Below are 24,685 nucleotides of genomic sequence, written 5' to 3'. Positions count from 1 at the left end.
TCGCTCTCCGCGTGTCGCGTGGTTTAGCTCGTCAGGCGCGCTCGCGAATCAAGGCGAATTCGAGCCCGAAACGCGCGAGGTATTTCCGAAGCCGATCAGCGTCGTTCACGCTCCTCCGCTCGGCTCGGGAGCTGGCGAAGAGCTCACGACCCGCCTCGGAGAGCGAGCGCGACGACGCACAGACCGTCACGACGTCCGCGAGCTGCACGCGGTCGAACCGATCGAGACGGCCTGCCTGATCGGCACCGAGCACGCGCACGAGGAGGTCGTCGTTGGGAGCGTTCGTTGCCGTTCGAGAACCGCCGTTCTCTTTGGCACGATCGATCTCCGCTCCGACCTCGCCGTTCGTGATTCGGCCGCCTTTGGCGAGCGTGGACATGCGCGTGACGGAGGCGCTGAAGTCCCTGAAATTCCCGGCCCACGCCCACTTCGAGGCGAACGCCAAGAATCGTTCACGAGCTTCACGATTCATCGTCACATTGGTGCCGAGTGCCTTCGAAACGCGGTGCAGCTCGAAGTCGAGATTCGGCGGAATATCCTCGGGGCGCTCGTGCAGGGCCGGCAGGCGGAACGTCCACAAGTTGATGCGAGCAAAGAGATCTTCACGGAACTCGCCGCGCGCGACGTTCTCCCGCAAGTCGCGATTCGTTCCGCAAAGGAGCTGGAAGTCGCTCGAGGTCTCGCGGTCCGAGCCCATCGGGAAGAAGACCTTCTCTTCGATGGCGCGGAGAAGCATGGCTTGTTCGTCGAGACCGAGCTCACCGATCTCGTCGAGGAAGAGAACACCCTGATGGGCTTTGAGGAGCAGCCCAGCACGGTCGATGACGGCGCCCGTGAAGGCACCTTTCTTGTGACCGAAGAGCGTACTCATCGCCGCATCGCCGCGCAGCGTGGCGCAGTTCACTTCGGCGAATTCGCCGGTGACCTGACGGCGCGCCTTCTTCAATTCGTAGATACGGCGCGCCAACTTGCTCTTGCCGGCTCCCGTGGGGCCAGTGACGAGCACCGGCTCGCGCGAGGCGATGGCCACGTGCTCGATGCGTTCGATGAGCGCGTTGAACGCGGCATTCTTCGTTTCGATGCCCGACTTCAGGAACGACTGACCTTCGATCTGTTCTTTGTGGAAGCGCGACGCCAGGCCGTCGTACCGCGACAGATCGAGATCGATGATGGTGTAGCTGCCCGGCGCTCGGTCCTCTCGGTCTCGCGCAGGCGACGTCTGCAGCAGGCGTGCAGGGAAGTATCGCGTCTCGGTGAGAAGGAAGAGACAGATCTGGGCGACGTGCGTGCCCGTGGTGATGTGGACGAGATAGTCCTCCTTCTCCACGTCGAAGGGGTAAGAGCGCGCGAAGTCGAGGAGCGTGGCGTAAACGTCTTCGAAGTCCCAGGCGTCCTTGAAGCCGACCTCGTGGCGGACCAGCTTGGTCTCGGGAGAGGCGTGGGCAACGTCGTTCGCGACGACCTCGGCGAGCTCGGTGCTCTCCCTGTCGGGCGCGTGAAGCAGCTCGAGGCGGTCGACCACGAGATCGTCGTGTTGGACGAGCGAGACGGTCGGTCGCCAGCGCTCCCAGCGGTTGCGATTCCGGCCCGCATCGAGGCGTGTTCCGAGGAGACCGAGGACGACGAGTTTCCGGCGCGGCATAGCGGTGAGTATCGATTTTATATGATTGTATACACGCTGGTCTCGAAATTTTCGGGGTTTTGCCCATGAACCGCGTTGGCACCGAGCGTGCTCTAGGTCCGGTCATGGAAACGAACACGGCAGACACGAACGTGACGCTGAAGGCGCCCGCCGGCCACGTGACCCTGGAAACTGCGGGCGCGCCCATCAAGGCGTGGACCCAGGGCGTCCCGTTCGAAGCCGAGGCGGAGGCCCAGCTCCGTCGTGTGGCGTCGCTCCCGTTCCTCCACAAGTGGGTGGCGGTGATGCCCGACGTCCACGCCGGGATCGGGGCGACGGTCGGAAGCGTGATCGCGACGAAGGGCGCGATCATCCCGGCAGCTGTCGGTGTCGACATCGGTTGCGGAATGATCGCGACGCGCACGACGCTCCGCGCCTCGGACCTGCCCGACAATCTCCACGGGCTTCGCTGCGCGATCGAAGCGGCCGTCCCGCACGGCCGTACGGACAACGGTGGCCCTGGCGACCGCGGCGCGTGGCACGACCTTCCCGAGGACGTCGTCAGCGCATGGACGGAGCTCGAGCCGGACTACACCGCGCTGACGGACAAGTTCCCGAAGCTCGGTCGCGGAACCTCCGTGCATCACCTCGGTACGCTCGGCACGGGAAATCACTTCATCGAAGTCTGTTTGGACGAGTCCGAGCAGGTTTGGTTCATGCTCCACTCCGGCTCGCGCGGCGTGGGAAATCGATTTGGTAGCTTCTTCATCGAGCTGGCGAAGCGCGATATGCGCACGTGGATGGTGAACCTGCCGGACGATAACCTCGCCTACCTCCCCGAAGGGACGGAGCACTTCGGCGATTACTGGCGAGCGGTGAGCTGGGCGCAGAAGTTCGCGGCGAAGAACCGCGAGCTGATGATGAAGGCCGTCGTTCACGCGGCTCGAAAGAGCCTCCCGGCGTTCGAGCTGACGGACATGGCGGTGAACTGCCACCACAACTACGTGGCGCGCGAGTTCCACTACGGAGCGAACGTGCTCGTGACCCGCAAGGGCGCGGTGCGCGCGGCGGAGGGTGACCTCGGCATCATTCCCGGTAGCATGGGAGCGAAGTCGTTCATCGTGCGCGGGAAGGGGAACCGTGAATCGTTCTGTTCGTGCAGCCACGGTGCGGGTCGAAAGATGTCGCGCACCGCGGCGAAGAAGGTCTTCACCGTGCAGGACCACGAGGAAGCAACGAGGGGTATCGAGTGCCGAAAGGACGCGGACGTGATCGACGAGACGCCTGCGGCCTACAAGTCGATCGACGACGTGATGAATGCGCAGCGTGAGCTCGTCGATGTCGTCCATACGCTGCGTCAGGTCGTGTGCGTGAAAGGATGAGGGAGATGCTTTCGATCGACGGTTCGATGGGAGAAGGGGGAGGGCAGGTTCTCCGTACTTCGCTTGCCCTCTCGCTTCTCACGGGCACGGCCTTCGACATCACGCGCATTCGCGCCGGGCGCCCCCGTCCGGGCCTCATGCGCCAACATCTGGTGGCCGTCCAGGCGGCGGCACGTATCGGCAACGCGTTGGTCTCGGGGGCGGAGATTGGCTCTACGGAGCTCGTCTTTCGCCCTCGGGAAATCCACGGTGGAACCTACGAGTTTCCGATCGGCAGCGCAGGGAGCACGACCCTGGTTTTCCAGACCGTGCTCTTTCCCCTGCTGCTCGCGACGACGGAGCCTTCGACGGTTCGCTTCGAAGGTGGAACGCACAATCCGCTGGCGCCGCCCTTGGACTTTCTTCGGTCGGCGTACATCCCGCTGCTCGCCCGCATGGGCGCGCGCATCGACATTGCGTTCGAGCGCTATGGCTTCTATCCGGCGGGCGGCGGAGCGTGGTCGGCCACGATTCATCCGGCATCGCGTCTCGAGCGGTTCGAACTGCTCGAGCGCGGTGAGATTCGTGCGCAACGAGGTAACGCGATCGTCGCGCAGATCCCTGCCACGGTGGCGTTGCGAGAGCTCGATACCCTCACGGCGGCACTCGGCTGGGATCGTGCGGGTGCACGTCCAACGGTCGTTCCGAATCCTCACGGTCCGGGCAATGCGCTCATTGCCACGATCGAGGGCGAGCACGTCACCGAGGTCTTCTCGGGCATTGGTGAACGTGGGGTACGTGCCGAGCGCGTTGCCCAGGGCGTGGCCGACGAGGTCACGCGCTATCTACGTGCCGGTGTGCCCGTCGGAGAGCACCTTGCCGATCAACTTCTCCTGCCCATGGCCCTTGGCTCGGGCGGTTCGTTTCGCACGCTCGCACCGTCGATGCACTTCCTCACGCAGAGCGATCTGTTGAAGGTGTTCCTCGACGTCCACGTGCACACCACACAGGAGTCGGACGACGTCTGGCGGGTCGACGTGGAGCCGAAGCGCGCCAACTGAATGCGACATCGAGGCGAGAACGCGAGAACGTGGGTGCACGCTGAGCTCGAATGACGAAAAAGAATCGCGATTGACGAAGTGACGATTTGCTTGACCAAGTTGAAAAAGGAGCGCATAAGGTGAATGCCGGACGCGCTCCTCGCGTCTGAAGCAGCTGAAGAAGCTCAAGAGACCGAAACCGAAAATCGCTAGAACGCCTGAACGCCCGCACGCCATGAACGCTCTTCTTCACGCACATCTCAGTCTTCTCGCCGATCATCTTGATCGGACGGGCGCTTCGCGTCCGGCGGATCAGCTGGGCGACTCGTGCCTGAAGCGCGGGCCGAAAGCGAACGAGCCAAGCCTGACGGGACCGGTCACGGGCGGCCGTGCGTATCGCGCGAATCACGCAGGCAACAGCCAGAATGGCTGCCAGCCTATGAACTTGGGCCTCGAATTCCAGGCCTTCGAAGCACCCTTCCGGATCTTTCCGGAGGTCCATCTCTAGGGACACCCCGAGGTCGTCGTTCGACGCACTCCGGAAGGCCGCCTAGGGATCTCCCAGGCGGCCTTCGGCGTTTTTGTCTCGAGACTTCGTGCTCGCGACGGCCGTGACCGAGGAGCCTGGGGATCGCCAGAGCTGGCCAGCGCCCCCTTGGCGACCCGTGGCGCCCGAACCAACGGACGGGATGCCCCAAGCCCTTACGGGCGAGAATTGGCTGTTTGCCTAGCCCTACTGGGCTCGGTTGGAATCGAAGATTCATTTCGGGGGTGACGATGAAACAAACGCGAATTCAAACGATTTAGTCGTTCGAATCAATCCGTGAAGTTTTTGCTCGATCCGTCACTGGATCGACGGCTCGTTGCACGTTTCGAACTTGGCCGAAACGCACAGGATACGTGCGCCCTGGGGTCGGCCACCGCTCCTTGAAAATCTGTTCGTTTCGTTTCGTTTCGTTTCGTTTCGTTTCGCTTTCGAGGCGACGCGTGTGGACCTCGTGAACCGCTCGCGTCGCCCGATCATCATCGCTCGATAAGGTTCATGTGTGCATGGTGCATGCAGTGTGTCGAGCGAACGTCTTTGCCTCGTCGTGCGCCCGGTGGCGCAGCTTCGCTGTCTACGAAGTGGGGCGGGTTCGACTCCCGCACGGGGCGCTCGGAAAGGAGGATGTCATGGCTCACAAGTCTCTCTTTGCGCCGGCTTCGAAGTCGAAGGCGGCCGATACCATCAACCAAGCCGGCGGCCGCGCCTACGCGTTCTCCGCCGAGCATACGCTCGCGCAGTACGCGGCCACGGGAACGTTCAACCGTACCTACTACGCGTCCGAGGACGAGCAGCTCCAGACCGTTCTCGATCTGGCGCAGAAGGTCGACCCGGCATTTCTCGCTCGGACGACCCTCTATTGCCGTGAGAAGGGAACGATGAAGGACATGCCGGCCCTGCTGGCGGCAGTGCTGTCGACGCGCGACGCTCGGCTACTCGGCCGGGTGTTCCCTCGCGTCATCGACAACGGAAAGATGCTCCGCAATTTCGTCCAGATCGTCCGATCGGGCGTGGTCGGTCGAAAGTCTTTCGGCTCCGCGCCCAAGCGGCTCGCCCGAGCGTGGTTCTCGGAACGATCGCCAGAAAACGTGTTTCGTCAGTCGCTCGGGAACGACCCCTCTCTCCAGGACGTCATCAAGATGATTCGTCCGCCGCCGAAGCTTGCGACGGGGGAAGTCGATGCCGCTCGTGAGGCCCTCTACGGCTACCTCATCGGGAGGGACGTCCCGCACGAGAAGCTTCCTCCGCTCGTGCAGGCGTTCGAGTCGTTCAAGAAGGATCCGTCGTCGTGGCAGGGCGACGTTCCCGACGTCCCGTTCGAGATGCTCACCGCCCTCGAGCTGGATACCGAGCGATGGACCGCCATCGCAAAGCGAATGAGCTTCACCCAGCTCCGGATGAACCTGAATACGCTCTTGCGTCATGGTGTCTTCGGCAACGAAGGAATGGTGTCACTCGTGGCGAGCAAGCTCCGTGATCCGGAGCAAGTGCGCCGCTCGCGTCTGCTTCCGTTCCAGCTCCTCGCGGCCTTCAAGGCCGTGAAGGAGGACATGCCGGCGGAGATCACCATGGCCTTGCAAGAGGCGATGGAGATCGCCATCGAGAACGTGCCGACGGTCAGCGGAAAGATCTTCCTCTGTCCGGACGTCTCGGGCTCGATGCAATCGTCGATCACCGGGTACCGAAAGGGCGCCACGTCGGCCGTTCGGTGCGTGGACGTCGCGGCGCTCGTCTCGGCGGCCTTCCTGCGAAGGAACACCTCGGCGGAGGTGATCCCCTTCTCGGATGACGTCGTCGCGATGCCGCGACGGCTGAATCCACTCGATTCGGTCATGACGAATGCCCAGTACCTCGCAAGCTTGCCTAGCGGCGGTACGGCATGCAGTGCACCGCTTCGCCACCTGAACCGGACAGGCGCGAAGGGCGACCTCGTGATCTTCATCTCGGACAATGTGTCCTGGGCGGATTTCGGGAGGTCGGTGCCGGGGCTCGTCGCCGGCACTGCCTTCGGGCTCGGGAAGGGGACCCGCGCCACCGTCATGGCCGAAGAATGGGACCGATTCCGTGCTCGCAACCCGAACGCCAAGCTCGTTCTCATCGACATCCAGCCGTATGGCTCGACGCAGATGCACGAACGCGCGGACGTGTTCAACGTCGGTGGTTTCTCCGATTCCGTGTTCGAGCTGATCGCGCTCTTCTCGAAGGGCCAGCTCGGCGCCGAACACTGGCTCTCGGTGATCAACGGAGTATCTCTCGACTGATCCCGTCGAGTCGAGCGAAGTTCGTAAGGCTTCGCCCGGCTCGCCGGTTGGGCAACTAGACCCGTATGGATCGGGGCGTGTTTGTAAGTCACGCGCGGATGCCAGCTCGGTTCGATTCCGAGGTTGCCCACCGTCGAAATGTAGGGGCAGATGCTGTGAGGACTACATCAACTTAGGGAGTTGGTGCCTTCGGGCACCGTTGTCTTCACGAACCTTGCTGCCCCGCTTTTCGACCTTTGCGATCATGGTGCAGAAGCAGCACACGAGGATGCCAGCCTCGAGACCTGGGTGCGAATCCCGGTGATCGCTCTGGCCGTCTACCGCTCTGGAGCTGTGGATGGCCGGCACACGCGCAGCGAATGCAGTGGGGACTACATTGGTTTACCGGTCGCGAGTTCGAGCCTCGCCGGGTACACGATTAATTTGTGAACGATTCGTTCCCAATCGTACCCGTAGCTCAGTTGGTAGAGCAGTAAAAAGTCTCCACGATCCCTTGTCGCTGCGCGGGTCGTGCCTTGGGTGCGACTCTCTTTTGAAAATTCTATTTGCCTCGAAAAGGAGGGCAGATGCTGTGAGGACTACATCAACCTTCCACGTTGGCGCCTTCGGGCACCGTCGTCTTCACGACCCTTGCTGCCCTTCCTTTTCGAGCTTTGCGATCATGGTGCAGAAGCAGCACGCGAGGATGCCTGCCTGATGCCAGCCTCGAGACTCGGGTGCGATTCCCGATGATTGCTCCGATCGCTTACCCCGTGAGCGGTCGGCACACGCGCAGCGAATGCAGTGGGGACTACATGTCGCGAGTTCGAATCTCGCCAGGTACGCATCGGCTCGTCCGGACGTGCTCTGTAGCTCAGAGGATAGAGCAGTACTCGTCTCCACGACTTCTTGTCGCTGCGCGAATCGTGCGTCTTCGTTCTTGTGTAGGTCGAACCTTTGCTTTGTGAAGTTTGCCGACGTAGCCCAACGGGGAGAGGCAGCGCTCTTCGACGCCCCTGGTCGGGAAGCGCGCAGTGTCCGTTCGAATCGGACCGTCGGTACCATGGGTTCGATTCCCATGAGGCCAGCGCCGTCATCGATGGTGCGCTCTTCGGGGGCCGTGAGGCTTTCTCGTTGGGTGTCCGCCGTTCGTATCGTCGGGGTTGGCTATGGCTGGTCGCCGGCCCTCTCGAGCTCATCGAGAACCCCCATCGCGGGTTCGAATCCCGCCAGCTCTTGCAGCTGTAGCCTAGTTGGTAAGGCAACAGACTCGAACTCTGTCGGAAAATAGGTGCCCGACGAGAGGTGGATTCCCGCTCCGTTCGTGTTGGGTCACGAGCGGAAATCGAGTGCTCACCGGCGCGACGCGCTCTGGTTCATGGACACTGGCCATCTCCTCGCGCAGCTTCGTGCTGTCGCGTCGAGCCCGCTCGTCGTCCCAGAACCCGAGCCCTTTGCTCCGGCCGCGTATTCGACGGCGCGTCGAGCGCCTCCGGCGGCGGACGAAGTGCCGTGTGCATCGTCCACGACGTAGGTGACTCGTCGGCACGGGAATCCCCTCTCGAACGGCTTTCTTCAACTTGCCGAGTCTCCCCGTGGGCCTCGGATCTTTTCGTGTGCGTTTCAACTCACGAATCACATCGTCCGCGTGCCGGCGGTACCGGCGAATGGAGGCTCGAATGCCATGTGGAAGTCTTTTCGTGTCAATCTGAATGAGCGTGTCGTCGTGTTTCGAGACGGCCTCCCGCTTCGCGCGCTGGGGCCGGGTCGTCATACGGTGTGGGGCTTCGGCCTCTTCGAGCAGCGCTGGTCGACGGACAAGCTCGTCTTCGACGTGGCTCCGGAGATCCGCGCGGTGATGCCGGCGGAGTGGTTTGGTGAGATCTCGCTCGGTGCGGATCAGCGCGCCATCGTGTACCGCAACGAAAAGCCGTTGCTCTTCCTCCGCCCGGGCACGCACTACTACTGGGAGGCGGACGACACGGTTCGTGTCCAGGTCCTCTCCGTGAAGGAGGCGATGCCGGAGCTCACGAACGAGCTCGTCGGGATTCTGCCGCGTGACGAATATGTCGACGTGACCGTGCAGGAGTACGAGCGCGGTCTCGAATACGTCAACGGCCGACTCGTGCGTACGCTCGGGCCGGGCCGTTACCCGGTGTGGAGCAACGTCGATTCGCGTGTCGTCGTGCGTAACGTCGACATGCGCATCGTCCAGGTGACGCTCGCGGGCCAGGAGCTCATGACCCGTGACAAGGTCACGCTCCGCCTCTCGCTCACGGTCGAGTTTGCGGTCGACGACGCGGCGCTGGCGACGCATGCCGTCGCGAGTGTGAAGGATGCCGTGTACCTGCTCGTCCAGCTGGCGAGCCGCGATTTCGTGTCGAGTGTCACGCTCGACGAGTTGCTCGCGTCTCGTGACGGTATGACGCGCTTCCTCCTCGAGGACGTCGTGCCGAAGGCTCTTCGCATGGGTGTTCGCGTGGAGCGCGTCGGTGTGAAGGACGTGGTTCTGCCGGGCGAAATGAAGACCCTGCTCAACCGTGTCATCGAGGCCGAGAAGGAAGCGGCCGCGAACGTCATCCTCCGCCGCGAGGAGACGGCCGCGACGCGATCGCTCGCCAACACCGCCAAGGTCATGGCCGAGAACCCGATCCTCCTGCGACTCAAGGAGCTCGAGTCGCTCAAGGAGATGGCCGCGAGCATCAAGGAAGTGCGCGTGGTCGTGGGGGCGGACGGTCTGCAGACGCTTCTGCCGGCGGGCTTGCTCGATGGCAGCGTGAATCGTTCTGCAAGTTAATCATTCTGGATTGGAGAAACCCATGCGAGTTCGCAAGAGACGAAAGAGGTAAAGGTCATGTCGACACGGACCCTGATGTTGACGCCGTGGATGGCGCCCCACCGCGTGATTTCGTGGCAGCGCGCCATCGTTCTTTCTTTCCTCGGCAAGGTCGAGGTTCTCGAGGAATACGACGATTGCATCGTAGCGCCTTCGATGATGCTGCGAACGCCGGCCGTCGTGCGGCTCAAGAATGGGCACGTGTCGGTCAGAAGCCGAATTCGATTCTCGCGCGACAACGTCTTCGCGCGTGACGGTTTTCGGTGCCAGTACTGCGGGGAGCGAAAGGAGCCGAGGGCTCTCAACTACGACCACGTCGTGCCGCGCGTTCGTGGCGGCAAGACGAGTTGGGAGAACATCGTCACCTCTTGCTACCCCTGCAACATTCGTAAAGGGAGCCGCTCGCCCGAAGAGGCCGGCATGAAGCTTCGCAGGAAGCCCTTCAAGCCGATCTCGCTGCCGAACGCGCCGATCGTCCACCCCGGCAACGCCTTCCCTCCGGCCTGGAAGGGCTACGTCGTCTCCGAGGAGGAAGATCGGGCGCGCGTCGCGTGAGGGGGCAACGAGGACGAGACCGACTCTCGACGTCTTGGAGGTTTGCCGCGGTGCGCGTTCACGCCGGGTGCGTGGGCGCGCGCAGTGTGTCTCCTCTGGGCCCAGACGCAAAACAGGGCCGCCTCAGCGTGTAGCGCCCAGCGCAACCTTGTTGCGCTGGTGGGCAGTCAACGGAGCCCGTGACAGTGCTCTGCAAAGGCCCGAGGATTTCGGCGCCCTCGCCCATCGTGGACGCCGAAATCCTTGGGCCGTGCACTTGGTCACCGCAGTGCTTGGTAGAGCACCAGCCTCGGGCGCTGGCGGTCGCAGGTTCGAATCCTGCCGCGCTGACCATCTCTTTGCCCTCCGCGCCGTGGCGCACGGCGTTTGCACGTACGCGCGGCTCAGGAGGTGCGTCATGACGACCGAAACGCTCGACTACTTCCGGCCGGAGACCGGGGCGGTGCTCACGCACCTGCTCATCGTGCGCGATGTCGATCGGTCCCGCGAATTCTACCGCAACGTGCTTGGCGCAACGGTCATACGCGAGCGCTCGCCCGCGATTCTCCAATTCCAGAACAGCTACATCGTCATCAATAACGGTGGAGGTCCGACCGATGACAAGCCGGACGTCCAAGCGGCCGCGCCCGCCGATTCGAAGACGTTGAGCAGTGCGATGAACATTCGCGTCAACGACGTCCAAGCCACCTATGACCTCTGGCGCTCGCGAGGCGGCGAATTCCTCACCCCACCAAAGAACCACGCGCTCGAGATTCGCTGTTACCTTCGTGATCCTGACGGCTACCTCATCGAGGTCGGTCAGGCGACCGGCATTCTCGATCAGTTGAGCGGGGCGCGTCCCCATTGAGCGTGCGCCGCACGGCGTTGCGGTGCTGTCGAGAATTGTGCATGTTGGATGGCCGTACGCTCGTGTTTTGCGCCGACTTCGTCGACTATCGTTTCGAGCCATCCGGGGCAGCCGGCGTCGATGCTCGCCCTGTTTCTCGATGGCTCGGCCTTCGACTCGTCGCCGAGCAGAAGTCATCCGCACGGCCGGCGCTTCATATGCAGGCCGGTCCTCGGCGGCGGATGCGCGTGATGGCTGGACCGACGCCGCTTGTCTGGGCGAGGATCGACAACGACCATTACGGATATTGGTATCTGTGCAATGAACGCGCAGACGGGCAGGTCGTGCCGCCGATTTCGTTCGATGAGGCTCGTCAATGGCCGGCCGACTCCGTCGAGTTCGATCGAGCTTGGGCTCGCTACTTCGCCGACGCGCTCCACCATAGTTCGTTGAATCCCCTCTACCGGGATCGAATGTTCCTTGCTCCGGCGCAAGTCTTCCTCGAAGGAGGCAGCTCGGGATCGAGTGGCAGATTGCCGGTCCCGCCCGTCACGCGGCTTCGTGAGACGCTGGCGTTGCCAGTGCACGGCTTCTCCGATTGGGACTTTGGTGACCACCTGCCGCCACTGCCGACGCGTCGGTTCTCGAATGAGTCGCACGGTCGAATCAAGGCGTTGCGAAAGCTCGTTCGAGACGGTCAGCTCCCGCCCATCTTGATGATGTGGTTCAGCGGGCTGGATCGGTACGTCATCCTCGACGGGCATGACCGCCTGCTCGCTTCACTCATCGAAGGCCAGGTGCCGAAATCCATCGCGCTGCTGGAAGTGTCGGAGAGGCCGCCCCATTCGGACTCACGGCGGAAGGATGCCGTCGTTCGCGAGGTAGAGCGACTTCTCGCGCTGCGGAAGGCGGCCGAGCCCATGATCACGCGAGCTCGACCGGGCATCACCCTCGACCACGCGAATCACTTGTTGGTCGAAGCTTTCGACGACCGACCGACACTTGCCTCGATGACGAGTGCCTGGCCGCTTCACGGCGGCTCGGAGCCCTGGACGAGCGAGGTTCGAATGGGGCTGAGCGCTATCGATCGTGCGGTGGAGGCGGTCGACTTCGACATGATCGCCTGAACGGCTCGTCTCCACGCCTTAGACGATGCCGCCATTCGCGCGGAGCGTTTGCCCGTTGACCCAGCCGCCGTCGGGGCCGGCGAGGAACGAAACGACGCCGGCGATGTCCTCGGGGCGACCGAGTCGCTCGAGGGGCGCGAGCTTGGTGAATTCGTCGATGACCTTCTGCGGTTTGTCTTTGAGGAAGAGCTGCGTGGCCGTCGGGCCCGGCGCCACGGTGTTGACCGTGATGTTGCGTCCGCGAAGCTCCTTGGCGAGGATCTTCGTCATCGTCTCGATGGCTGCCTTGATTGACGCATAGACGGCGTACGTCGGCGGGAGCAAACCGACCACGCTCGACGAGAAGTTGATGATGCGACCGCCGTCGCGAACACGTCGCGCTGCCTCGCGAAGCGGGTTGAACGTGCCTTTGAGGTTGACGGCAACTTGGCGATCGAACGATTCGTCGGTGGTCTCGGCGATCTTCGAGAGCTCCATGATGCCGGCGTTGTTGACGACGACGTCGACGAAGCCGAACTCCGAAACCACCGTGTCGAACATCTTCTTCACGGCGTCGGTGTCGCTGACATCGGCCTTGAAGGCGAACGCGCGATGGCCGCATTCTTTGATTTGCTTGGCCAGCGCCTCGGCCGTGGCCGAGTCACCTGCGTAGTTCACGATGACGGAGAATCCGTCCTGGCCGAGCCTTTGCGCGATGGCCGCCCCGATGCCGCGCGAGGCGCCGGTGACGATCGCGACCTTGCGTTGATCCGTACTCATGTCGACCTCCGCTGTGATGCCGCTCGGACGGCGCCACCTGCGTTGCAATCGCCAGGCCCTGTGGCGGCGATCGTGGGCCGAGCCGCGTCTCGAGAGGTCTTCAGATATGCGCTAGACAGCGACGGCAGGAAGGCGAGGCGAAGAGTTCGAGAGTGCCGTGCGAAGGCGCAGCGCAGCCTCACGAGCTTCGCGTCTCCATGCAATGCGCCACGGCCGCCTGAGCGGCCCCGCTGCGAGACGGCGAACCACGAGATCACCGCGGGTCAGATGGGGACCGGCCATCCATTCCGACAATACGCCGACGCCCATCCCTGCGCGCGCCATGTCGAGGATGCCCTCGGTCAACGGGACACGTTCGAAATGGAGGCGCGGGCGTGCACGACCGAAGACCTTGGTCATGAACCACTGCCCCTCGGCAATGGGCGTCGGCGAGGTGATGAGTATGGCGGAGCGCAGGTCGGCCGGCACCAGAGCCTTCTTCTTCGCCAGCGCATGCGATGGGGCCATGACGAAGACGATCTCGTCCGAGAAGAGCGGGCGTTCTTCGAGCTGGCCCGCGGGAACCTGTGCCGTGGTGAGCAAGGCCACGTCGATGTCGCCCGCCTCCAGCGCGGTGACCGGATCGGCACGGTGGTCGACCGACAAGGTGATGTCGAGGCCGGGCAGGCTTTTGCGCAGATCGACGATCGCGCTGGGGACCCAGTGATAGGCGGTGTAGCACTCGCACACGACGCGAATCCGAACCGGGGGGATGACAGGGGCTTTCACGCGCCGCTCGAGATCGGCGAGCTCGACGAGGAGCGCCTTGGCGCCGGCGATGAGAGTTTCGCCCTGCGGCGTGGCGACGAGCCCGCGCGGAACGCGCTCGAAAACGCGTACGCCGAGCTTCTCTTCGACCGAAAGGAGCGCGCGGCTGACGGCCGGTTGCGTGAGGTGCAGCAGGCTTGCGGCTTTCGACGTCGTCCCTGCCAAGGAGAGCGCGAGGACGACCTGCAGATCACGAACCTCGAGATTGCAGAGCTCCAGTCGACCTATGCTCGCCATGCATAGAGTCTATTACAAGGATGCGTTGGAAGCATCTTCGGGTCGTGGCGATAGTGGCGTTCGGCCGGACGATACGGCCGTTCACCCATCTCGGAGGGCTTCGATGGAACTCTATTTCTCACCGCTCGCTTGCTCGCTGGCCACGCGCATTGCCTTCTACGAGGCCGGCGCCTCCGCCACGTACGTCGAGGTCGACACCAAGACGAAGACGACGCTCGACGGCCGTGACTTCCGCAAGCTCAATCCGCTCGGCCTGGTGCCCACGCTCCGCACCGACGACGGCGCCGTCCTCACGGAGAATGCGGCCATTCTGCAATACGTGGCTGACCGCGTGAGCAGCGATCTCGCTCCGAAGGAAGGCTTCGCGCGCGCGCAGCTCCAGCAGTGGCTCTGCTTCATCGGCACGGAGCTCCACAAAGCAATTTTCGGCATCGTGTTCGACAAGAGCACGTCGGCCGAGATCAAGGCCTATGCCTTCGAGAAGGGAAAGTCGCGCTGGGAGATGCTGAACACGCATCTCACGGGGCGCGAGTTCCTTCTCGACCAGTTCAGCGTGGCCGACGCCTATCTCGTCACCGTTCTCAACTGGTGTCAGGTGACCCCGATCAAGCTGGCCGATTACCCCGCGCTCGACGCGTACCTCAATCGCCTCCGAGCGCGGCCGAGTGTTGCCAAGGCGCTGGCCGAGGAGCTGCCGCTCTATCTCAAGGAGCAGGCGAGGGCGAAGGTCGCGTGAGCTCGTTCGAGGGCGACGCGGATCGCTCCCTCGTGTAGCTTCGCGCCGTGCAGTCGGTGTCGTTCGACGAGGTGCGTTCGGTCCTCCATCGCTTGTTCATCGCGAGCGCCGGAACTGCGCTGCGCAAGGAAGACGAGCAGAAGAGCAGGGAGCTCGGTGCCCTGCTCGCCAGGCTCGCTCGCATTCGGAAGGGCGCTCATCTCGTCGACGCGGCGGCAGGGAAAGCCAGCGTTGGGCTCGTGGCGGCGGAGCTCCTTCCGATCGGCGCGCTCACCGTTCTCGAGCGCGATCCGAAGCGCGTCGAGGCGTGTCGCGACGCCGTCACGCGGCTCGGTCGGTCGCTGCCGGTCGACGTGAGGCATGCCGACGTCGGCGACGCCGAGGCATGGCCCGCACGTCCCGACGCGGTCGTTGCTCTTCACGCGTGCGGTGGTGCCTCCGACGCCGTCATCGACGCGGCGATCCGTAGCGAGGCGCGTTTTCTCTTCCTCGTGCCGTGTTGCTACGGAAGCAGCGTGCCGTTCCTCGAGCAGGCGGCGGCCAACGTCCGCGCGATGGGCGTCGTTACCGACGACCTGCTTCGCCGTCGGATGGCCGTTTCGCTCGTCGACGCCGAACGGAAGCTCCGCCTCGAAGCGGCAGGCTACGAAACGGAGCTCGACGAGTTCACGGGAGCGACGGTCACGCCGCACAACCTGCTGTTCACCGCGAGACGCACGTGTTCCGACAAGCGTATGGCGACAGCGCGCGAGCGGCTCGCAGCGATGCACGCGATTGGCAGGAGCGCGACGTCACGAGAGCTTTAGGCATGGGTCGTTCGCGCCCTTCGCGCGTGCGGCGAGACGTCGCGGAATCGTTCTGGCTTGCACTCATTGCCGCCTGGACTGAGCGGTGGCCGTCGTCGGCGAGCGAGTCATGTCGATTCGCACTACGTGAGAACCGTCAGATCGAGAACGTCGCTCTCGCGGAACCGCGCTCGCCTGGTGGGCCTGCGCAGATCCTCTCTGACCTGGTGACTTGGCGACCCCGAGTGGCTCGTTTATCTCTGCCTCATGCAATGGTCACGTTGGGCCTTGGCGAGCGCATCGCTCGCAAGCCTATCTTTCTTGCACTGCTTTGGCAGCGATCCCGCGTTCGTCCCGCCGTCACCGACGCAGACGGCTGATGGCAGCGTCGAAACGGTGGACGCGGCGGTTCCTCGGGGCAAGACGCTGTGGGCGCGCACGTGGCCGAACAGCGGCCTCGTCGACGTGGCGGTCGATCGGGCTGGCAATACCTTCGTCGCGGGCGTGCAGGGCGAAGCGGTGGCCATCGACTCCCTGCTGCTCGCCAAGGGAGGTTACGTCATCTGCTTCGGGCCTGATGGCAGCTTACGCTGGGCGAAACAGATACCGGGATCCAATCTGGTCAATCTGAAGGTCGCGACCGACCCATCGGGGGCGTTCATCTACATCTCCGCGCTGGCCGCCGGCCCTCCCGCCGCGTTCAGACTCGATGGAGCAATGGCAGCGGCGGGCAGAATCTTCGTCATGAAGGTCGAGGCGGCGACGGGCACCGGCGTTTGGGCCAATTCCATCGCGCTCGAAGAGGAAATGGACGAGACGCTCGTCGATCGAATCGCGACGAATGGTCGCGAGGTGGTCGTCGCTGGTAGGTTCGCGGCAAAGTCTCTCGCTACGACTTCCGGCGGTGTCGGCCTGACGAGCTCTCCCGAGCGCGGCTTCGACGGCTTCCTTGTTGGCTTCACTGCCGAAAATGGTCTCGGAAAATGGGCCTCGCGCGTTGGCGGCAGCGGAGATAGCACGGCCCCGAGCGTACTCTCCGACCGTCTCTCTGATGTCCAGGTTGCAGCGGATGGCGAGCACTTTCTGGTGGCGGGAGGGATGGCTGGCGACCCGGTGACGGCGACGACAGGCGGCGCCGCGCTTTCGCGGATCGGGACCAACTCCAATGCTTTCGTCGGCAGTTTCGTCGCCGTCGATGGCACGGTCGAATGGTCGCGTCTCTACGGCGGTACCGGCAAAGCGGTTGGGATCTCCGCCGCGTCGTCCTCGGTGAGTGACTTGGTCTACTTCGGCGGCTGGATCTCCGGTCAAGTCGACCTCGGAACCGACGTCGCGGCGGGGAACGACCAAGGCTACGTGCTCGCGATGGATACCTCCCACCGTTCCACTCGCTGGTCCAAACTTCTCGATGGCGTAGGAGCGGTCTGCTCGGTCCGCACGGACGACGCAGGGGATTTGATGGCGTACGGTAGCATCTCCAAGCAGGGATTCTCCCTCGAAGGCATCGCCGTCGAGGGAGAGGCCGCGGGCACGACCAGCGGCGCCTTCGTGGCCAAGTGGAGTTCGTCGGGCGAGTTACTCTGGCTGAAGGGCTACGGCTCCGGTGACGCGCACATCGTGCCCCTAGCGATGGTCGTGACGCCCTCCGGGGGAGTTCGGATGGTCGGGCTGACCGACCACACGTTCATCATGAGCCCTGATGAGCAACCGGCGCTCCAAACGACGAACCAGAGCGCGTTCGTCATCGCCCTCGCTCCCTGAGCGCAGTCCCGCGTCGTGTGTCAGCTCTCGACCGTGATCGCGTCGACGCGGTTCGGATAGAACGCGACGTGATCCTTGATCGGGGCCACGGCGTCGTACGGATTCTCGTAGCTCCACACGGCGTTGTCGGACTTGGCGCCGCCGTGCGGGATACTGAAGTACGACGCATCGCCTTTGTACGGGCAGTGCGAGGCGTGGTCGGTGCGCGCGAGCAGCGTCATGTCGACGTGCTTTCGCGGGATGTAATAAACGGCCGGATAGGACGCCTCGCGTAGGACGAGCGCCTCGCGCGTGTCGGCGACCACGCGACCGTCCACCTTGACGACGACGTGCGCCGAGGCCGGCTCGACCGTGATCGGATGATCGGGGCGCGGCGTAGAAATCTTCGGGGTAGCCATGCCCCGAAGCTTAGGACGAAACGGAATTAGTTGGCTTCGCTCGAGCCTTCGGGCTTCGCGGGCTCCGCCTTCGAATCCGAGGGCGACGGCGCGGCCGACGGCGACTCAGCCGGCGTCGACGCGGGCGTTTCGCCCGTGGCCGGGTGGTTCTCGTCGTGGACGTCGCTCGCGCCTTCGTCGGCGTCGACGTTCGGGGCGTTGTAGCGCGGCGCCTCGCCCGGCTTCGAGTAGTCGATCCAGAACGCGCTCTGCTCGCGCACGTCCATGTGGACGAAGACGCTGTTGGGGTAGTAGCCGCAGCCCACGTTCTTCAAGGTGCGGCAGAAGTCGCGGAGCGTCTCGTTGGGCACGCCGACGACGCGGAAGTCGATCGCCTTGCCGTGCATGTGGTTCGAGTGCGGGTTGTACTGCGTGGGCGTGAACGGACGGAATCCGCTGACGACCTCGATCTTGCGGCTGCCGAAGTGGTTGGAGACGATCGCGAGCAAGCTGATGAGGCGCGGCTCGATCGGATGCGCCATGCCGTTCGGCGAGCGCATCATCTTCTCGAAGGTCTTCAGCGTGACGGGCGCGACCTTGGTCTTGCGGTCCGAGACGTGGATGTCGAACTCCTCGTTCGTCGCCAGGCGCTTCACGTGGATGACGCCGGGGGTCTTCGGCTTCATCGCGTAGTTCGTGGTCTCGCGGCCCTGGCCGTCCTTGGCGAGGCTGGCCACGGAGCCCTTCTTGCCGTCCTTGCCGCTCTTCGCGTCTTTGCCGTCTTTGCCGTCGGTCTTCTTCGCCGACGTAGCATCTGCCTTGTCGGACTTCGCCTTCGTGCCGCTGCCGGCAGGGGAGTCCTTCGTGGGGATGATGAGGACGTCACCCGGGCGTAGGCGCTTGACGTCCGTGAGGTGGTTGGCCTCGACGATCGCCTTGGCGCTCACATGGTAGCGGTTGGCGATGGCTTCGATCGTATGGCCCTTGCCGACGACGTGCTGGATGTCCGCGTGGGCGACCGACGGCGTCAGGAGGCCGACGATCCCCAGCGAGAGAGACGCGAGGGCAGGCAAGCGAGGCAAGCGAGGCAAGCGAGGCAAGCGAGACAACGCGAGAGCGAAACGACCAGCAGCGGGGCCCATGGGAGCCCTGGTCATACTCCATCGCCGCCGGGCCGCTAGAGCTGCCTGATACTTTCGCGATTTGGGGGTGTTGCTCGGCTTGGCCGGGCCGTTCGCCATCACCTGAGCCGCACCGTAGGAGGCGCGAGGGCGGAGATGTCGGAATCCGTCTGCACCCACGACTTATCGAAGCGCGAGCGGAAGACGAGCCTCGAATTCGTGGTGGCCGCGCTTGGTAGCCCCGTCTCCCATGTGTGCGCGGCCAAGGGCGGTGGGAATTCTTCGCGACGAACCCACCGACTTTTTGACGTGAACCTTCACGGGCTGTCACACTTTGTTGGGAAAATGCTCGGCGAAGGAAAGAACCTGGTTGGAGTCGACATCGGGGCGAGCGCCATCAAGGTGGTGCAGCTCAAAGAGTCGCGCAAGAAGCTCCAGGTGGTTCGGTATGGGTTCGCACCGTTGCCGGCGCAGGCCATCATCGACGGTCACGTCATGAACTCGGGTGCGGTCGTGGAGAGCCTCCAGAGGATCTTCCACGACAACAAGATCTCCCAGAAGGACGTCGCCATCGGCGTCTACGGTCAGTCGGTCATCGTCCGGAAGATCACCGTCCCGATGATGACGAACGAAGAGCTCGAAGAGCAGATCGGCTGGGAGGCCGAGCAGCACATCCCGTTCGACATCAAGGTCATGTCGATCGACTACGAAGTGCTCCGACGTCGGCCGGAGGCCGGCCAGATGGATCTCCTCCTCGTCGCGGCGAAGAAGGACGAGATCAACGACTACGCGGCCATCGTTCGTGAAGCGAAGCTCAAGCCCGTCATCGTCGACATCAACGCCTTCACCATCCAGAACATCTTCGAGTACCAGCATGGCTTGCCGGACGACGGCACCATCGCGCTCCTCAACGTGGGCGCCGCGGTCTCTTCGCTCAACATCGTGTCGAAGGGCGTCAGCGCCTTCACCCGCGAGATCACGAACGCCGGCAACTCGATCACCGAAGAGATCCAGAAGCAGTGCAACGTCCCGTTCGAGCAGGCCGAGGCCTACAAGTGCGGTGGCGGCCCGACGGACATCGTCCCGCAGGAAGTGCACCAGATCATCCAGTCGGCGTGCGACAGCCTCGCCGGTGAAATCCAGCGAAGCCTCGACTTCTATCTTGCGACGAGCGGCGAGTCGGAAATCAGCCGCATCTTCGTCTCGGGCGGCAGCGCTTATCTCGCGCCGCTCTGTCAGTCGATCGAGAAGAGAGCCCACGTGCCGGTGCAGGTGTTCGACCCGATGGCGAACCTCGGGGTCGACGGCAAGGCCGTCAACGAGCAGGAAATGCGCAGTCGCGCAGCGCAGCTGGTGGTCGCCCTAGGCCTCAGTCTGCGTCAGGACAAGGAACGCCGGTCGTGAGGGGTCACGTATGATTCGCATCAACCTACTGCCGCAGAAGAAGACGATTCGGCGGCGCGGCGAGGCCGGTGATTCGTCCCCGGAGGCAGGCAGCCAAGCATGGATGGCGTTCGTCCTCGGCGCCGTGCTGCTCGAGGTCATCGTGCTGCTCTTCGTCTACAAGACGAAGCAAGACCAGCTCGTCCAGGTCCAGAAGCACAATCAGGAGCTCACCGCGAACATCGACGGCATCAAGCGCGAGATCGCGAACCATGCCGACATCAAGGCGCAGCTCAAAGAGCTTCGCGATCGCGAGGAAGCGATCCAGAAGCTGCAAAGTGCACGTACCGGTCCGACGGCGACGATGCTGGAATTGTCCCGCATCATGACCACCGGGCGCGGTCCGACCATCGACCGCGACAAGCTCGAACAGCTCAAGCGCGACAACCCGACGGCCGTTCCGAACGCCAATTGGGACCCGCGCCGCCTCTGGCTCACCTCGTACAAGGAGCAGGAGCGCGTCGTTCGTTTGGGCGGCCTCGCGCGCGACGGCGAAGACGTCTCCGAGTTCCTCCGTCGCCTCTCTCTCAGTGACTACTTCTACGAAGTGAAGCTCTTGCCCGCGCAGAAGTCCGTCGACGCGACCTCGAAGCTCGAGCTCGTGAAGTTCGAGATGAGCGCGAAGGTGAGGTACTAGCCATGGCATCCCTCAGCCTCAACCGCCTACCCATCGCCGGGAAAATCGGTGTTGGCGGCCTTCTCTGCGCGCTGCTCGGCGCCGCCTACTACGTCATTCTCCACACCGAGGTTGCCGCGCAGATCGACCGCGCGAAGAAGACCACCGGGGATCTCGAAGCGGAGCTCTCGCGCCAGCGTCAGTCGCAGGCAAGTTACTTCGCCGATCGCGACGAGCTCGCGATGCGTCAGCAGAAGCAGCGCGAGTTGAACAAGGTCCTCCCCATGGAGACCGAGGCCGCCACCTTCCTCTCGGCCATCCAGACCGTGTCGAACATCAGCGGCATCGACCTCAAGGCGTGGAACCCGCAGGAGGAGGTCCCCCAGACCTTCTTCGCGAAGGTGCCGATGCGCCTGCAGATCAGTGGGCGCTTCCACCAGATCGCGAAGTTCATCTACGAGGTCGGTAAGCAAGACCGCATCATCAACATCGAGAACCTCGAGCTCGCCGATCCGAAGGCGGAGGGCGAAGACATCGTCCTCAAGGCGAATTGCCTCGCGACGACGTTCCACCTGATCAAGAAGCCTGCCGCGCCCGGGACTCCGGCTGGCGCGGCAGGGGCCCACCCCGCTCCCGCAACTCCGGGAGGCAAGTGATGAACGCGCACCCCCCCTCCTCGACCCGTCGTCGCCTTAGCCGCGGCGCTCCGTTCGTTCTGGCGACCTCCCTCGTTGGACTCGCGCTCGTCGCCTGCAGCCCCGACCAGGCCATCGAGCAGGCCAACAAGGGCCCGAAGGCTTCCGCCCCCGCGGCGTCGGCGAGTGCAGCGGCCGATGCGGGGGCCGCACTCGCGCAGCCGCCCCTTCCGCGGGTCGAGTTCGCGGAGAACGACTTCGTCGAGAGCGATCGCAATCGCGACCCGTTCCGCTCCTACGCCTCCATCTTCGCGCCGCAGGAGAACAAGCACGTCACCCAGAACCAGCGCGCGGTCATCCTCGGCCAGTACTCGATCGACGAGCTGAAGCTCGTGGCGATCGTCACCGGCGGCGAGTATCCGCGTGCGATGGTCGTCGACCCCGGTGGCAAGGGCTGGGTCATCAAGCGAGGTGACTTCGTCGGCCGTCCCGAGATCGTGCACACGGGTGGTGCGAACGGCGCGGACTACCAGCTCAACTGGCGCGTCGAGAAGGTGCGCGACGGAGACGTCGTCCTCACCCGCGAAGACCCCGCCCAGCCCGGTATTCCGCCTGCTTCGCGCGTCATCACGCTTCATCCCGAGGCGGAGCTCGCGAAGGACAAGCTGACGGACTGAGCAACCGCTCTGCCGCTGCCACCAGGGTCGCGGCATCGATGCGTCCTCGGAACGAGACGACGTCGGGGCCTTCGGGAACCGACTCGTCGTCGCGTGCGTCCACGCACAGGAGGAGTGGCTCGCCGAACGAACGAAGCAACGCGCGCTTCGTTTCGAGGAAGGTGGGCGTCCAGTGGCTCACGACCTCGACCCGCACGCGCCCGTTCGGGCCGACGACGGTGAAGTCCGGCACGTGCAGGCGGTTTCCGCTCTTCAGAATCACGTTCTCGCGTTCGAGCCGGTAGGGCCCCAAGCGATCGAGGTCGACGGCCAGCCGTCGCTCGAGGTTCGACTCGTCCACCTCGGGGACTCCGCCGCTCGTTCGAATGGGGGCCCCGTCGGACAGCTCGAACAACCGCCACTCGTTCTCGAGCGAGACGAGGGCGTGGGCCGTCCATCCGGTCGTCGACGCGAGGACGGCCAGCAGCTCGGCGAGGGCGCGGCGATACTTGCTCGTCGCGTGAAACAAGGCGAGCGGCCCCGAAATCACGAGCTTCATTCGCGCGTCGTCGGTCGTCTCGAAGCAAGTCATCAGTCGGCGGGCCTTGGCGGCGCGAACGACCGTCTGGGCATCGCGAGCGACCGTGACGACGAGCTCGCTCGAACGCATGACGAGCGTCTGTGCCAGCGCGAGGTTGTAGCGTCGTCCGAGCTCGATCGGGTCGAGGCGCCGGTCCGGCGCGGACAGTCGGCGCTGGGCCGAGCGATCGGCGAAGAGTGCCTCGACGATGCTCGCAGGTGAGAGCCCGAGCTCGCGACTTGCTCGTTCCAGCGCTTCGTCGCGCGGGAGGACGGCGGCGAGATCGAACACGATGGATCGCAGTCGCTCGGGAGGTACTGGAGAGGCAACGTGCGCCGTCCACCTTCGCCGCTCCACGGTCCACACCGCGAGCGGCACGCGTCCGACGATGCCCTCATTCCGCGCGATGGCCCCCACGCGCATGCGTACGCGCTCGTCGGCCTCGGCCACCGAGAGGCCTGCGAAGTCGGCGAGCTCCTCGTACATCGCGAGGAGCCACGTCGTCTCGTCTCTGGGACCGAGCCAGCGCGGGACGACGCGGTCGTCGTCCACCCGATCGACCTCAATGAGATGTCTGGGGAGCATGTCTTCCTCGCACGAGTGCGTGTCGTTCGTCGCTCGTAGCGTCCGTGACGAGCTCGTAGACCAAGGCGTGCTTGTCGCGTGCCGGTCTCAAGACTCGGCCGATGCGCTGCACGTACTCGCGCGGTCCGAGCGTGCCGGCGACGATGATGGCGACATTCGCGTCCGGAACGTCGACGCCCTCGTTGAGGACGCGCGCGGACGCGATCGCGCGCAGCGTGCCCTCGCGGAACTTGGTGAGAATCGACTCCCGCTCGCGTGCGGACGTCTCGGCGGCGATGACCGGAACGAGGTTGTCTCTGGCGACGCGATACGCGTTCTCCGCGTAGGCGGTGAAGACGATGGTGCGATCGCCGCGATGTGCTTCGAGCAGCTCGGCGACGATGCGTCGCTTGGCTCGAGGGAAGGCGGCGAGCTCCATGGCGTCGGCATGGTCGCGAAGGACGCGCGCGCCCCCGACGACGCCACTGATCGACTTCACCAGCGCGGCGTAATCCGCACCGCGATTCGTGCGGAAGAAGGCGCGGCGCATTTCCTGAAACAGGCGCGTTTTCTCGGCGTAGATCGCTCGTTCGTAAGGATCGAGCTCCACGCGGCGACGCATCATGGTGAGCGGAGCGAGGTGCTCACCCACGAGCTCTCCGAAGCTCATCTCGAAGACAACCGGACCGACGAGATCATCGAGGGTCGCGGCCGCCTCCGTCCTCCGCTCGGGCGCGGTTGCGGTGAGGCCCATGCGCGCGATCGCGGCGCACGATTCGAGCGCTTCGAGTCTGAAGCCGCCGCCGAAGTGATGGACCTCGTCGACGACGAGCAGGCCGAAGCCATCGCCCAGCCGGTCCATGTGGCGATATGCGCTTTCGAAGGTGAAGACGGTGATGCGTGCGACGACATGCTTGCCGTCGCCGACGCAGCCGACGCGCTCGCCGAGACGCGCTTCGAGGTCGGCCACCCAGGCCGACGCCAGGACGCGTGTGGGGCAGAGGATGGCCGCAGGCAAGCCCGTCTCCATGATGGCCGCCGTGGCGATCCGAGTTTTCCCAGCGCCGGTGGGGAGGACGACGAGCCCCCTCTGTCCGCCCGCGTTCCATGCGGCGAGCGCCTGCTCCTGATAGGGACGAAGGCCGAGCGCCGCCGACGACCGCGGCAGGCGAGGCCACCGCTCGCGAAGATCACCGGAGACGGCGACGCCGTTCGCTTCGCACGCTTCGGCAATCGACCGAAATCGATGCGCCGCCGCGCGGAAGCTCGAGGAGCGAGCATCCCAGAGGACGCCCTTCAGATTCTCGACATGCCCATCGAGGCTGAGCGTCCCTCGCTCGAAGCGCAGGTGAACCATGCGCCCCGCTCAGCGAGGGACGTGCCAGATCCCGCCTCGAACGATTCTGCACGCTTGCGACCGCTCGACGGTGGCCGGGCCAGAGTTCGGCCTGTCCGCCG

The 24,685-nt window shown here is 64.3% G+C and carries 21 protein-coding genes, 1 tRNA gene and 1 pseudogene; 16 read left to right on the top strand and 7 right to left on the bottom strand.

All coding sequences use genetic code 11. The features are described from left to right. Window positions 1–31: 31 nt before the first annotated feature. A complete protein-coding gene (gene rtcR / locus AKJ09_RS05570) occupies window positions 32–1,642 on the bottom strand; it encodes an RNA repair transcriptional activator RtcR (protein WP_146646138.1) in 1,611 nt (536 codons plus the stop codon). A gap of 104 nt (window positions 1,643–1,746) precedes the next feature. Between rtcR and AKJ09_RS05565 the strand changes: the two genes are divergently transcribed. The 9 genes and pseudogenes from AKJ09_RS05565 to AKJ09_RS05525 all read left to right on the top strand — a co-directional run bounded on the left by AKJ09_RS05565 (window position 1,747) and on the right by AKJ09_RS05525 (window position 12,150). Further along, window positions 1,747–3,003 carry an RtcB family protein gene (locus tag AKJ09_RS05565; RefSeq protein ID WP_146646137.1) on the top strand — a complete coding sequence of 419 codons (1,257 nt, stop codon included), beginning with the start codon at window positions 1,747–1,749 and terminating at the stop codon, window positions 3,001–3,003. 5 nt (window positions 3,004–3,008) lie between these two features. Beyond that, a complete protein-coding gene (gene rtcA, locus AKJ09_RS05560; RefSeq protein ID WP_146646136.1) occupies window positions 3,009–4,043 on the top strand; it encodes an RNA 3'-terminal phosphate cyclase in 1,035 nt (344 codons plus the stop codon). Window positions 4,044–5,105: 1,062 nt separating this feature from the next. Continuing rightward, window positions 5,106–5,177: transfer RNA gene (locus AKJ09_RS52690), tRNA-Asp, on the top strand. Between the two features lie 18 nt (window positions 5,178–5,195). Next, window positions 5,196–6,827: a TROVE domain-containing protein gene (locus tag AKJ09_RS05555; protein WP_146646135.1), complete on the top strand. Its 1,632-nt coding sequence runs from the start codon at window positions 5,196–5,198 to the stop codon at window positions 6,825–6,827. 952 nt (window positions 6,828–7,779) lie between these two features. After that, window positions 7,780–7,870: pseudogene (locus AKJ09_RS05550) on the top strand. Between the two features lie 620 nt (window positions 7,871–8,490). Next, complete coding sequence (locus AKJ09_RS05545; protein WP_146646134.1) at window positions 8,491–9,603, top strand: slipin family protein; 1,113 nt, start codon at window positions 8,491–8,493, stop codon at window positions 9,601–9,603. 57 nt (window positions 9,604–9,660) lie between these two features. Continuing rightward, complete coding sequence (locus tag AKJ09_RS05540; RefSeq protein ID WP_146646133.1) at window positions 9,661–10,197, top strand: HNH endonuclease; 537 nt, start codon at window positions 9,661–9,663, stop codon at window positions 10,195–10,197. Window positions 10,198–10,594: 397 nt separating this feature from the next. Continuing rightward, window positions 10,595–11,044 carry a VOC family protein gene (locus AKJ09_RS05530; protein ID WP_146646132.1) on the top strand — a complete coding sequence of 150 codons (450 nt, stop codon included), beginning with the start codon at window positions 10,595–10,597 and terminating at the stop codon, window positions 11,042–11,044. 41 nt (window positions 11,045–11,085) lie between these two features. Beyond that, the gene (locus tag AKJ09_RS05525; protein ID WP_146646131.1) at window positions 11,086–12,150 is read left to right on the top strand and encodes a hypothetical protein; all 1,065 of its coding nucleotides are present in this window, start codon (window positions 11,086–11,088) and stop codon (window positions 12,148–12,150) included. An 18-nt stretch (window positions 12,151–12,168) separates the two neighbouring features. Here the strand turns inward: AKJ09_RS05525 and AKJ09_RS05520 are convergent, their stop codons facing one another. Continuing rightward, window positions 12,169–12,909, bottom strand: a complete 741-nt coding sequence (locus AKJ09_RS05520; protein ID WP_146646130.1) for an SDR family oxidoreductase — start codon at window positions 12,907–12,909, stop codon at window positions 12,169–12,171. Window positions 12,910–13,020: 111 nt separating this feature from the next. Further along, window positions 13,021–13,953, bottom strand: coding sequence for a LysR family transcriptional regulator (locus AKJ09_RS05515; RefSeq protein WP_146646129.1), 933 nt, complete (start codon window positions 13,951–13,953; stop codon window positions 13,021–13,023). A 103-nt stretch (window positions 13,954–14,056) separates the two neighbouring features. On the opposite strand from AKJ09_RS05515, the gene AKJ09_RS05510 reads away from it, so the two are divergent. From AKJ09_RS05510 to AKJ09_RS05500, 3 genes are all read left to right on the top strand, one after another. Then, window positions 14,057–14,689: a glutathione binding-like protein gene (locus AKJ09_RS05510; protein WP_146646128.1), complete on the top strand. Its 633-nt coding sequence runs from the start codon at window positions 14,057–14,059 to the stop codon at window positions 14,687–14,689. A gap of 47 nt (window positions 14,690–14,736) precedes the next feature. After that, the gene (locus AKJ09_RS05505) at window positions 14,737–15,495 is read left to right on the top strand and encodes a methyltransferase (RefSeq protein WP_146646127.1); all 759 of its coding nucleotides are present in this window, start codon (window positions 14,737–14,739) and stop codon (window positions 15,493–15,495) included. A 246-nt stretch (window positions 15,496–15,741) separates the two neighbouring features. Beyond that, window positions 15,742–17,235, top strand: coding sequence for a hypothetical protein (locus AKJ09_RS05500; protein WP_146646126.1), 1,494 nt, complete (start codon window positions 15,742–15,744; stop codon window positions 17,233–17,235). Between the two features lie 20 nt (window positions 17,236–17,255). Here AKJ09_RS05500 and AKJ09_RS05495 read toward each other — a convergent pair whose 3' ends face one another. Next, window positions 17,256–17,633: a DUF427 domain-containing protein gene (locus AKJ09_RS05495; RefSeq protein WP_146646125.1), complete on the bottom strand. Its 378-nt coding sequence runs from the start codon at window positions 17,631–17,633 to the stop codon at window positions 17,256–17,258. Window positions 17,634–17,659: 26 nt separating this feature from the next. Next, entirely contained in the window at window positions 17,660–18,754 is a 1,095-nt protein-coding gene (locus tag AKJ09_RS05490) for a peptidoglycan L,D-endopeptidase MepK (RefSeq protein ID WP_169927275.1), read from the bottom strand. A gap of 324 nt (window positions 18,755–19,078) precedes the next feature. Here AKJ09_RS05490 and pilM point away from each other — a divergent pair, with 324 nt between their 5' ends. The 4 genes from pilM to AKJ09_RS05470 are packed head-to-tail and all read left to right on the top strand — an operon-like array spanning window position 19,079 to window position 22,104. Beyond that, window positions 19,079–20,137: a type IV pilus assembly protein PilM gene (pilM, locus tag AKJ09_RS05485; RefSeq protein WP_146646123.1), complete on the top strand. Its 1,059-nt coding sequence runs from the start codon at window positions 19,079–19,081 to the stop codon at window positions 20,135–20,137. Window positions 20,138–20,147: 10 nt separating this feature from the next. Beyond that, entirely contained in the window at window positions 20,148–20,813 is a 666-nt protein-coding gene (locus AKJ09_RS05480) for a PilN domain-containing protein (RefSeq protein ID WP_146646122.1), read from the top strand. Between the two features lie 2 nt (window positions 20,814–20,815). After that, complete coding sequence (locus tag AKJ09_RS05475) at window positions 20,816–21,448, top strand: type IV pilus inner membrane component PilO (RefSeq protein WP_146646121.1); 633 nt, start codon at window positions 20,816–20,818, stop codon at window positions 21,446–21,448. Continuing rightward, the gene (locus tag AKJ09_RS05470; protein WP_146646120.1) at window positions 21,448–22,104 is read left to right on the top strand and encodes a pilus assembly protein PilP; all 657 of its coding nucleotides are present in this window, start codon (window positions 21,448–21,450) and stop codon (window positions 22,102–22,104) included. Before AKJ09_RS05475 ends, AKJ09_RS05470 begins: the two co-directional genes overlap by 1 nt. Here the strand turns inward: AKJ09_RS05470 and AKJ09_RS05465 are convergent. Together AKJ09_RS05465 and AKJ09_RS05460 are read right to left on the bottom strand one after the other, a co-directional pair. Next, a complete protein-coding gene (locus AKJ09_RS05465) occupies window positions 22,055–23,248 on the bottom strand; it encodes a DUF790 family protein (protein WP_146646119.1) in 1,194 nt (397 codons plus the stop codon). The genes AKJ09_RS05470 and AKJ09_RS05465 overlap by 50 nt on opposite strands. Then, complete coding sequence (locus AKJ09_RS05460; RefSeq protein ID WP_146646118.1) at window positions 23,226–24,584, bottom strand: DEAD/DEAH box helicase; 1,359 nt, start codon at window positions 24,582–24,584, stop codon at window positions 23,226–23,228. Before AKJ09_RS05460 ends, AKJ09_RS05465 begins: the two co-directional genes overlap by 23 nt. Window positions 24,585–24,685: the final 101 nt, after the last annotated feature.

This window comes from Labilithrix luteola, from assembly GCF_001263205.1.
Taxonomy (GTDB): domain Bacteria; phylum Myxococcota_A; class Polyangia; order Polyangiales; family Polyangiaceae; genus Labilithrix; species Labilithrix luteola.
This window is presented reverse-complemented; position numbering and strand designations above follow the sequence as displayed.

What these genes read in the sequence shown, in the direction of transcription:
- AKJ09_RS05540 (WP_146646133.1), top strand. Translation starts at nt 9,661, where the DNA reads ATGTCGACACGGACCCTGATGTTGACGCCGTGGATGGCGCCCCACCGC.
- rtcR (WP_146646138.1), bottom strand. Translation starts at nt 1,642, where the DNA reads ATGCCGCGCCGGAAACTCGTCGTCCTCGGTCTCCTCGGAACACGCCTC.
- AKJ09_RS05510 (WP_146646128.1), top strand. Translation starts at nt 14,057, where the DNA reads ATGGAACTCTATTTCTCACCGCTCGCTTGCTCGCTGGCCACGCGCATT.
- AKJ09_RS05565 (WP_146646137.1), top strand. Translation starts at nt 1,747, where the DNA reads ATGGAAACGAACACGGCAGACACGAACGTGACGCTGAAGGCGCCCGCC.
- AKJ09_RS05545 (WP_146646134.1), top strand. Translation starts at nt 8,491, where the DNA reads ATGTGGAAGTCTTTTCGTGTCAATCTGAATGAGCGTGTCGTCGTGTTT.
- AKJ09_RS05525 (WP_146646131.1), top strand. Translation starts at nt 11,086, where the DNA reads ATGTTGGATGGCCGTACGCTCGTGTTTTGCGCCGACTTCGTCGACTAT.
- AKJ09_RS05495 (WP_146646125.1), bottom strand. Translation starts at nt 17,633, where the DNA reads ATGGCTACCCCGAAGATTTCTACGCCGCGCCCCGATCATCCGATCACG.
- AKJ09_RS05480 (WP_146646122.1), top strand. Translation starts at nt 20,148, where the DNA reads ATGATTCGCATCAACCTACTGCCGCAGAAGAAGACGATTCGGCGGCGC.
- AKJ09_RS05555 (WP_146646135.1), top strand. Translation starts at nt 5,196, where the DNA reads ATGGCTCACAAGTCTCTCTTTGCGCCGGCTTCGAAGTCGAAGGCGGCC.
- AKJ09_RS05490 (WP_169927275.1), bottom strand. Translation starts at nt 18,754, where the DNA reads ATGGGCCCCGCTGCTGGTCGTTTCGCTCTCGCGTTGTCTCGCTTGCCT.
- AKJ09_RS05500 (WP_146646126.1), top strand. Translation starts at nt 15,742, where the DNA reads ATGCAATGGTCACGTTGGGCCTTGGCGAGCGCATCGCTCGCAAGCCTA.
- AKJ09_RS05530 (WP_146646132.1), top strand. Translation starts at nt 10,595, where the DNA reads ATGACGACCGAAACGCTCGACTACTTCCGGCCGGAGACCGGGGCGGTG.
- AKJ09_RS05475 (WP_146646121.1), top strand. Translation starts at nt 20,816, where the DNA reads ATGGCATCCCTCAGCCTCAACCGCCTACCCATCGCCGGGAAAATCGGT.
- rtcA (WP_146646136.1), top strand. Translation starts at nt 3,009, where the DNA reads ATGCTTTCGATCGACGGTTCGATGGGAGAAGGGGGAGGGCAGGTTCTC.
- AKJ09_RS05515 (WP_146646129.1), bottom strand. Translation starts at nt 13,953, where the DNA reads ATGGCGAGCATAGGTCGACTGGAGCTCTGCAATCTCGAGGTTCGTGAT.
- AKJ09_RS05520 (WP_146646130.1), bottom strand. Translation starts at nt 12,909, where the DNA reads ATGAGTACGGATCAACGCAAGGTCGCGATCGTCACCGGCGCCTCGCGC.
- AKJ09_RS05465 (WP_146646119.1), bottom strand. Translation starts at nt 23,248, where the DNA reads ATGCTCCCCAGACATCTCATTGAGGTCGATCGGGTGGACGACGACCGC.
- AKJ09_RS05470 (WP_146646120.1), top strand. Translation starts at nt 21,448, where the DNA reads ATGAACGCGCACCCCCCCTCCTCGACCCGTCGTCGCCTTAGCCGCGGC.
- AKJ09_RS05460 (WP_146646118.1), bottom strand. Translation starts at nt 24,584, where the DNA reads ATGGTTCACCTGCGCTTCGAGCGAGGGACGCTCAGCCTCGATGGGCAT.
- pilM (WP_146646123.1), top strand. Translation starts at nt 19,079, where the DNA reads ATGCTCGGCGAAGGAAAGAACCTGGTTGGAGTCGACATCGGGGCGAGC.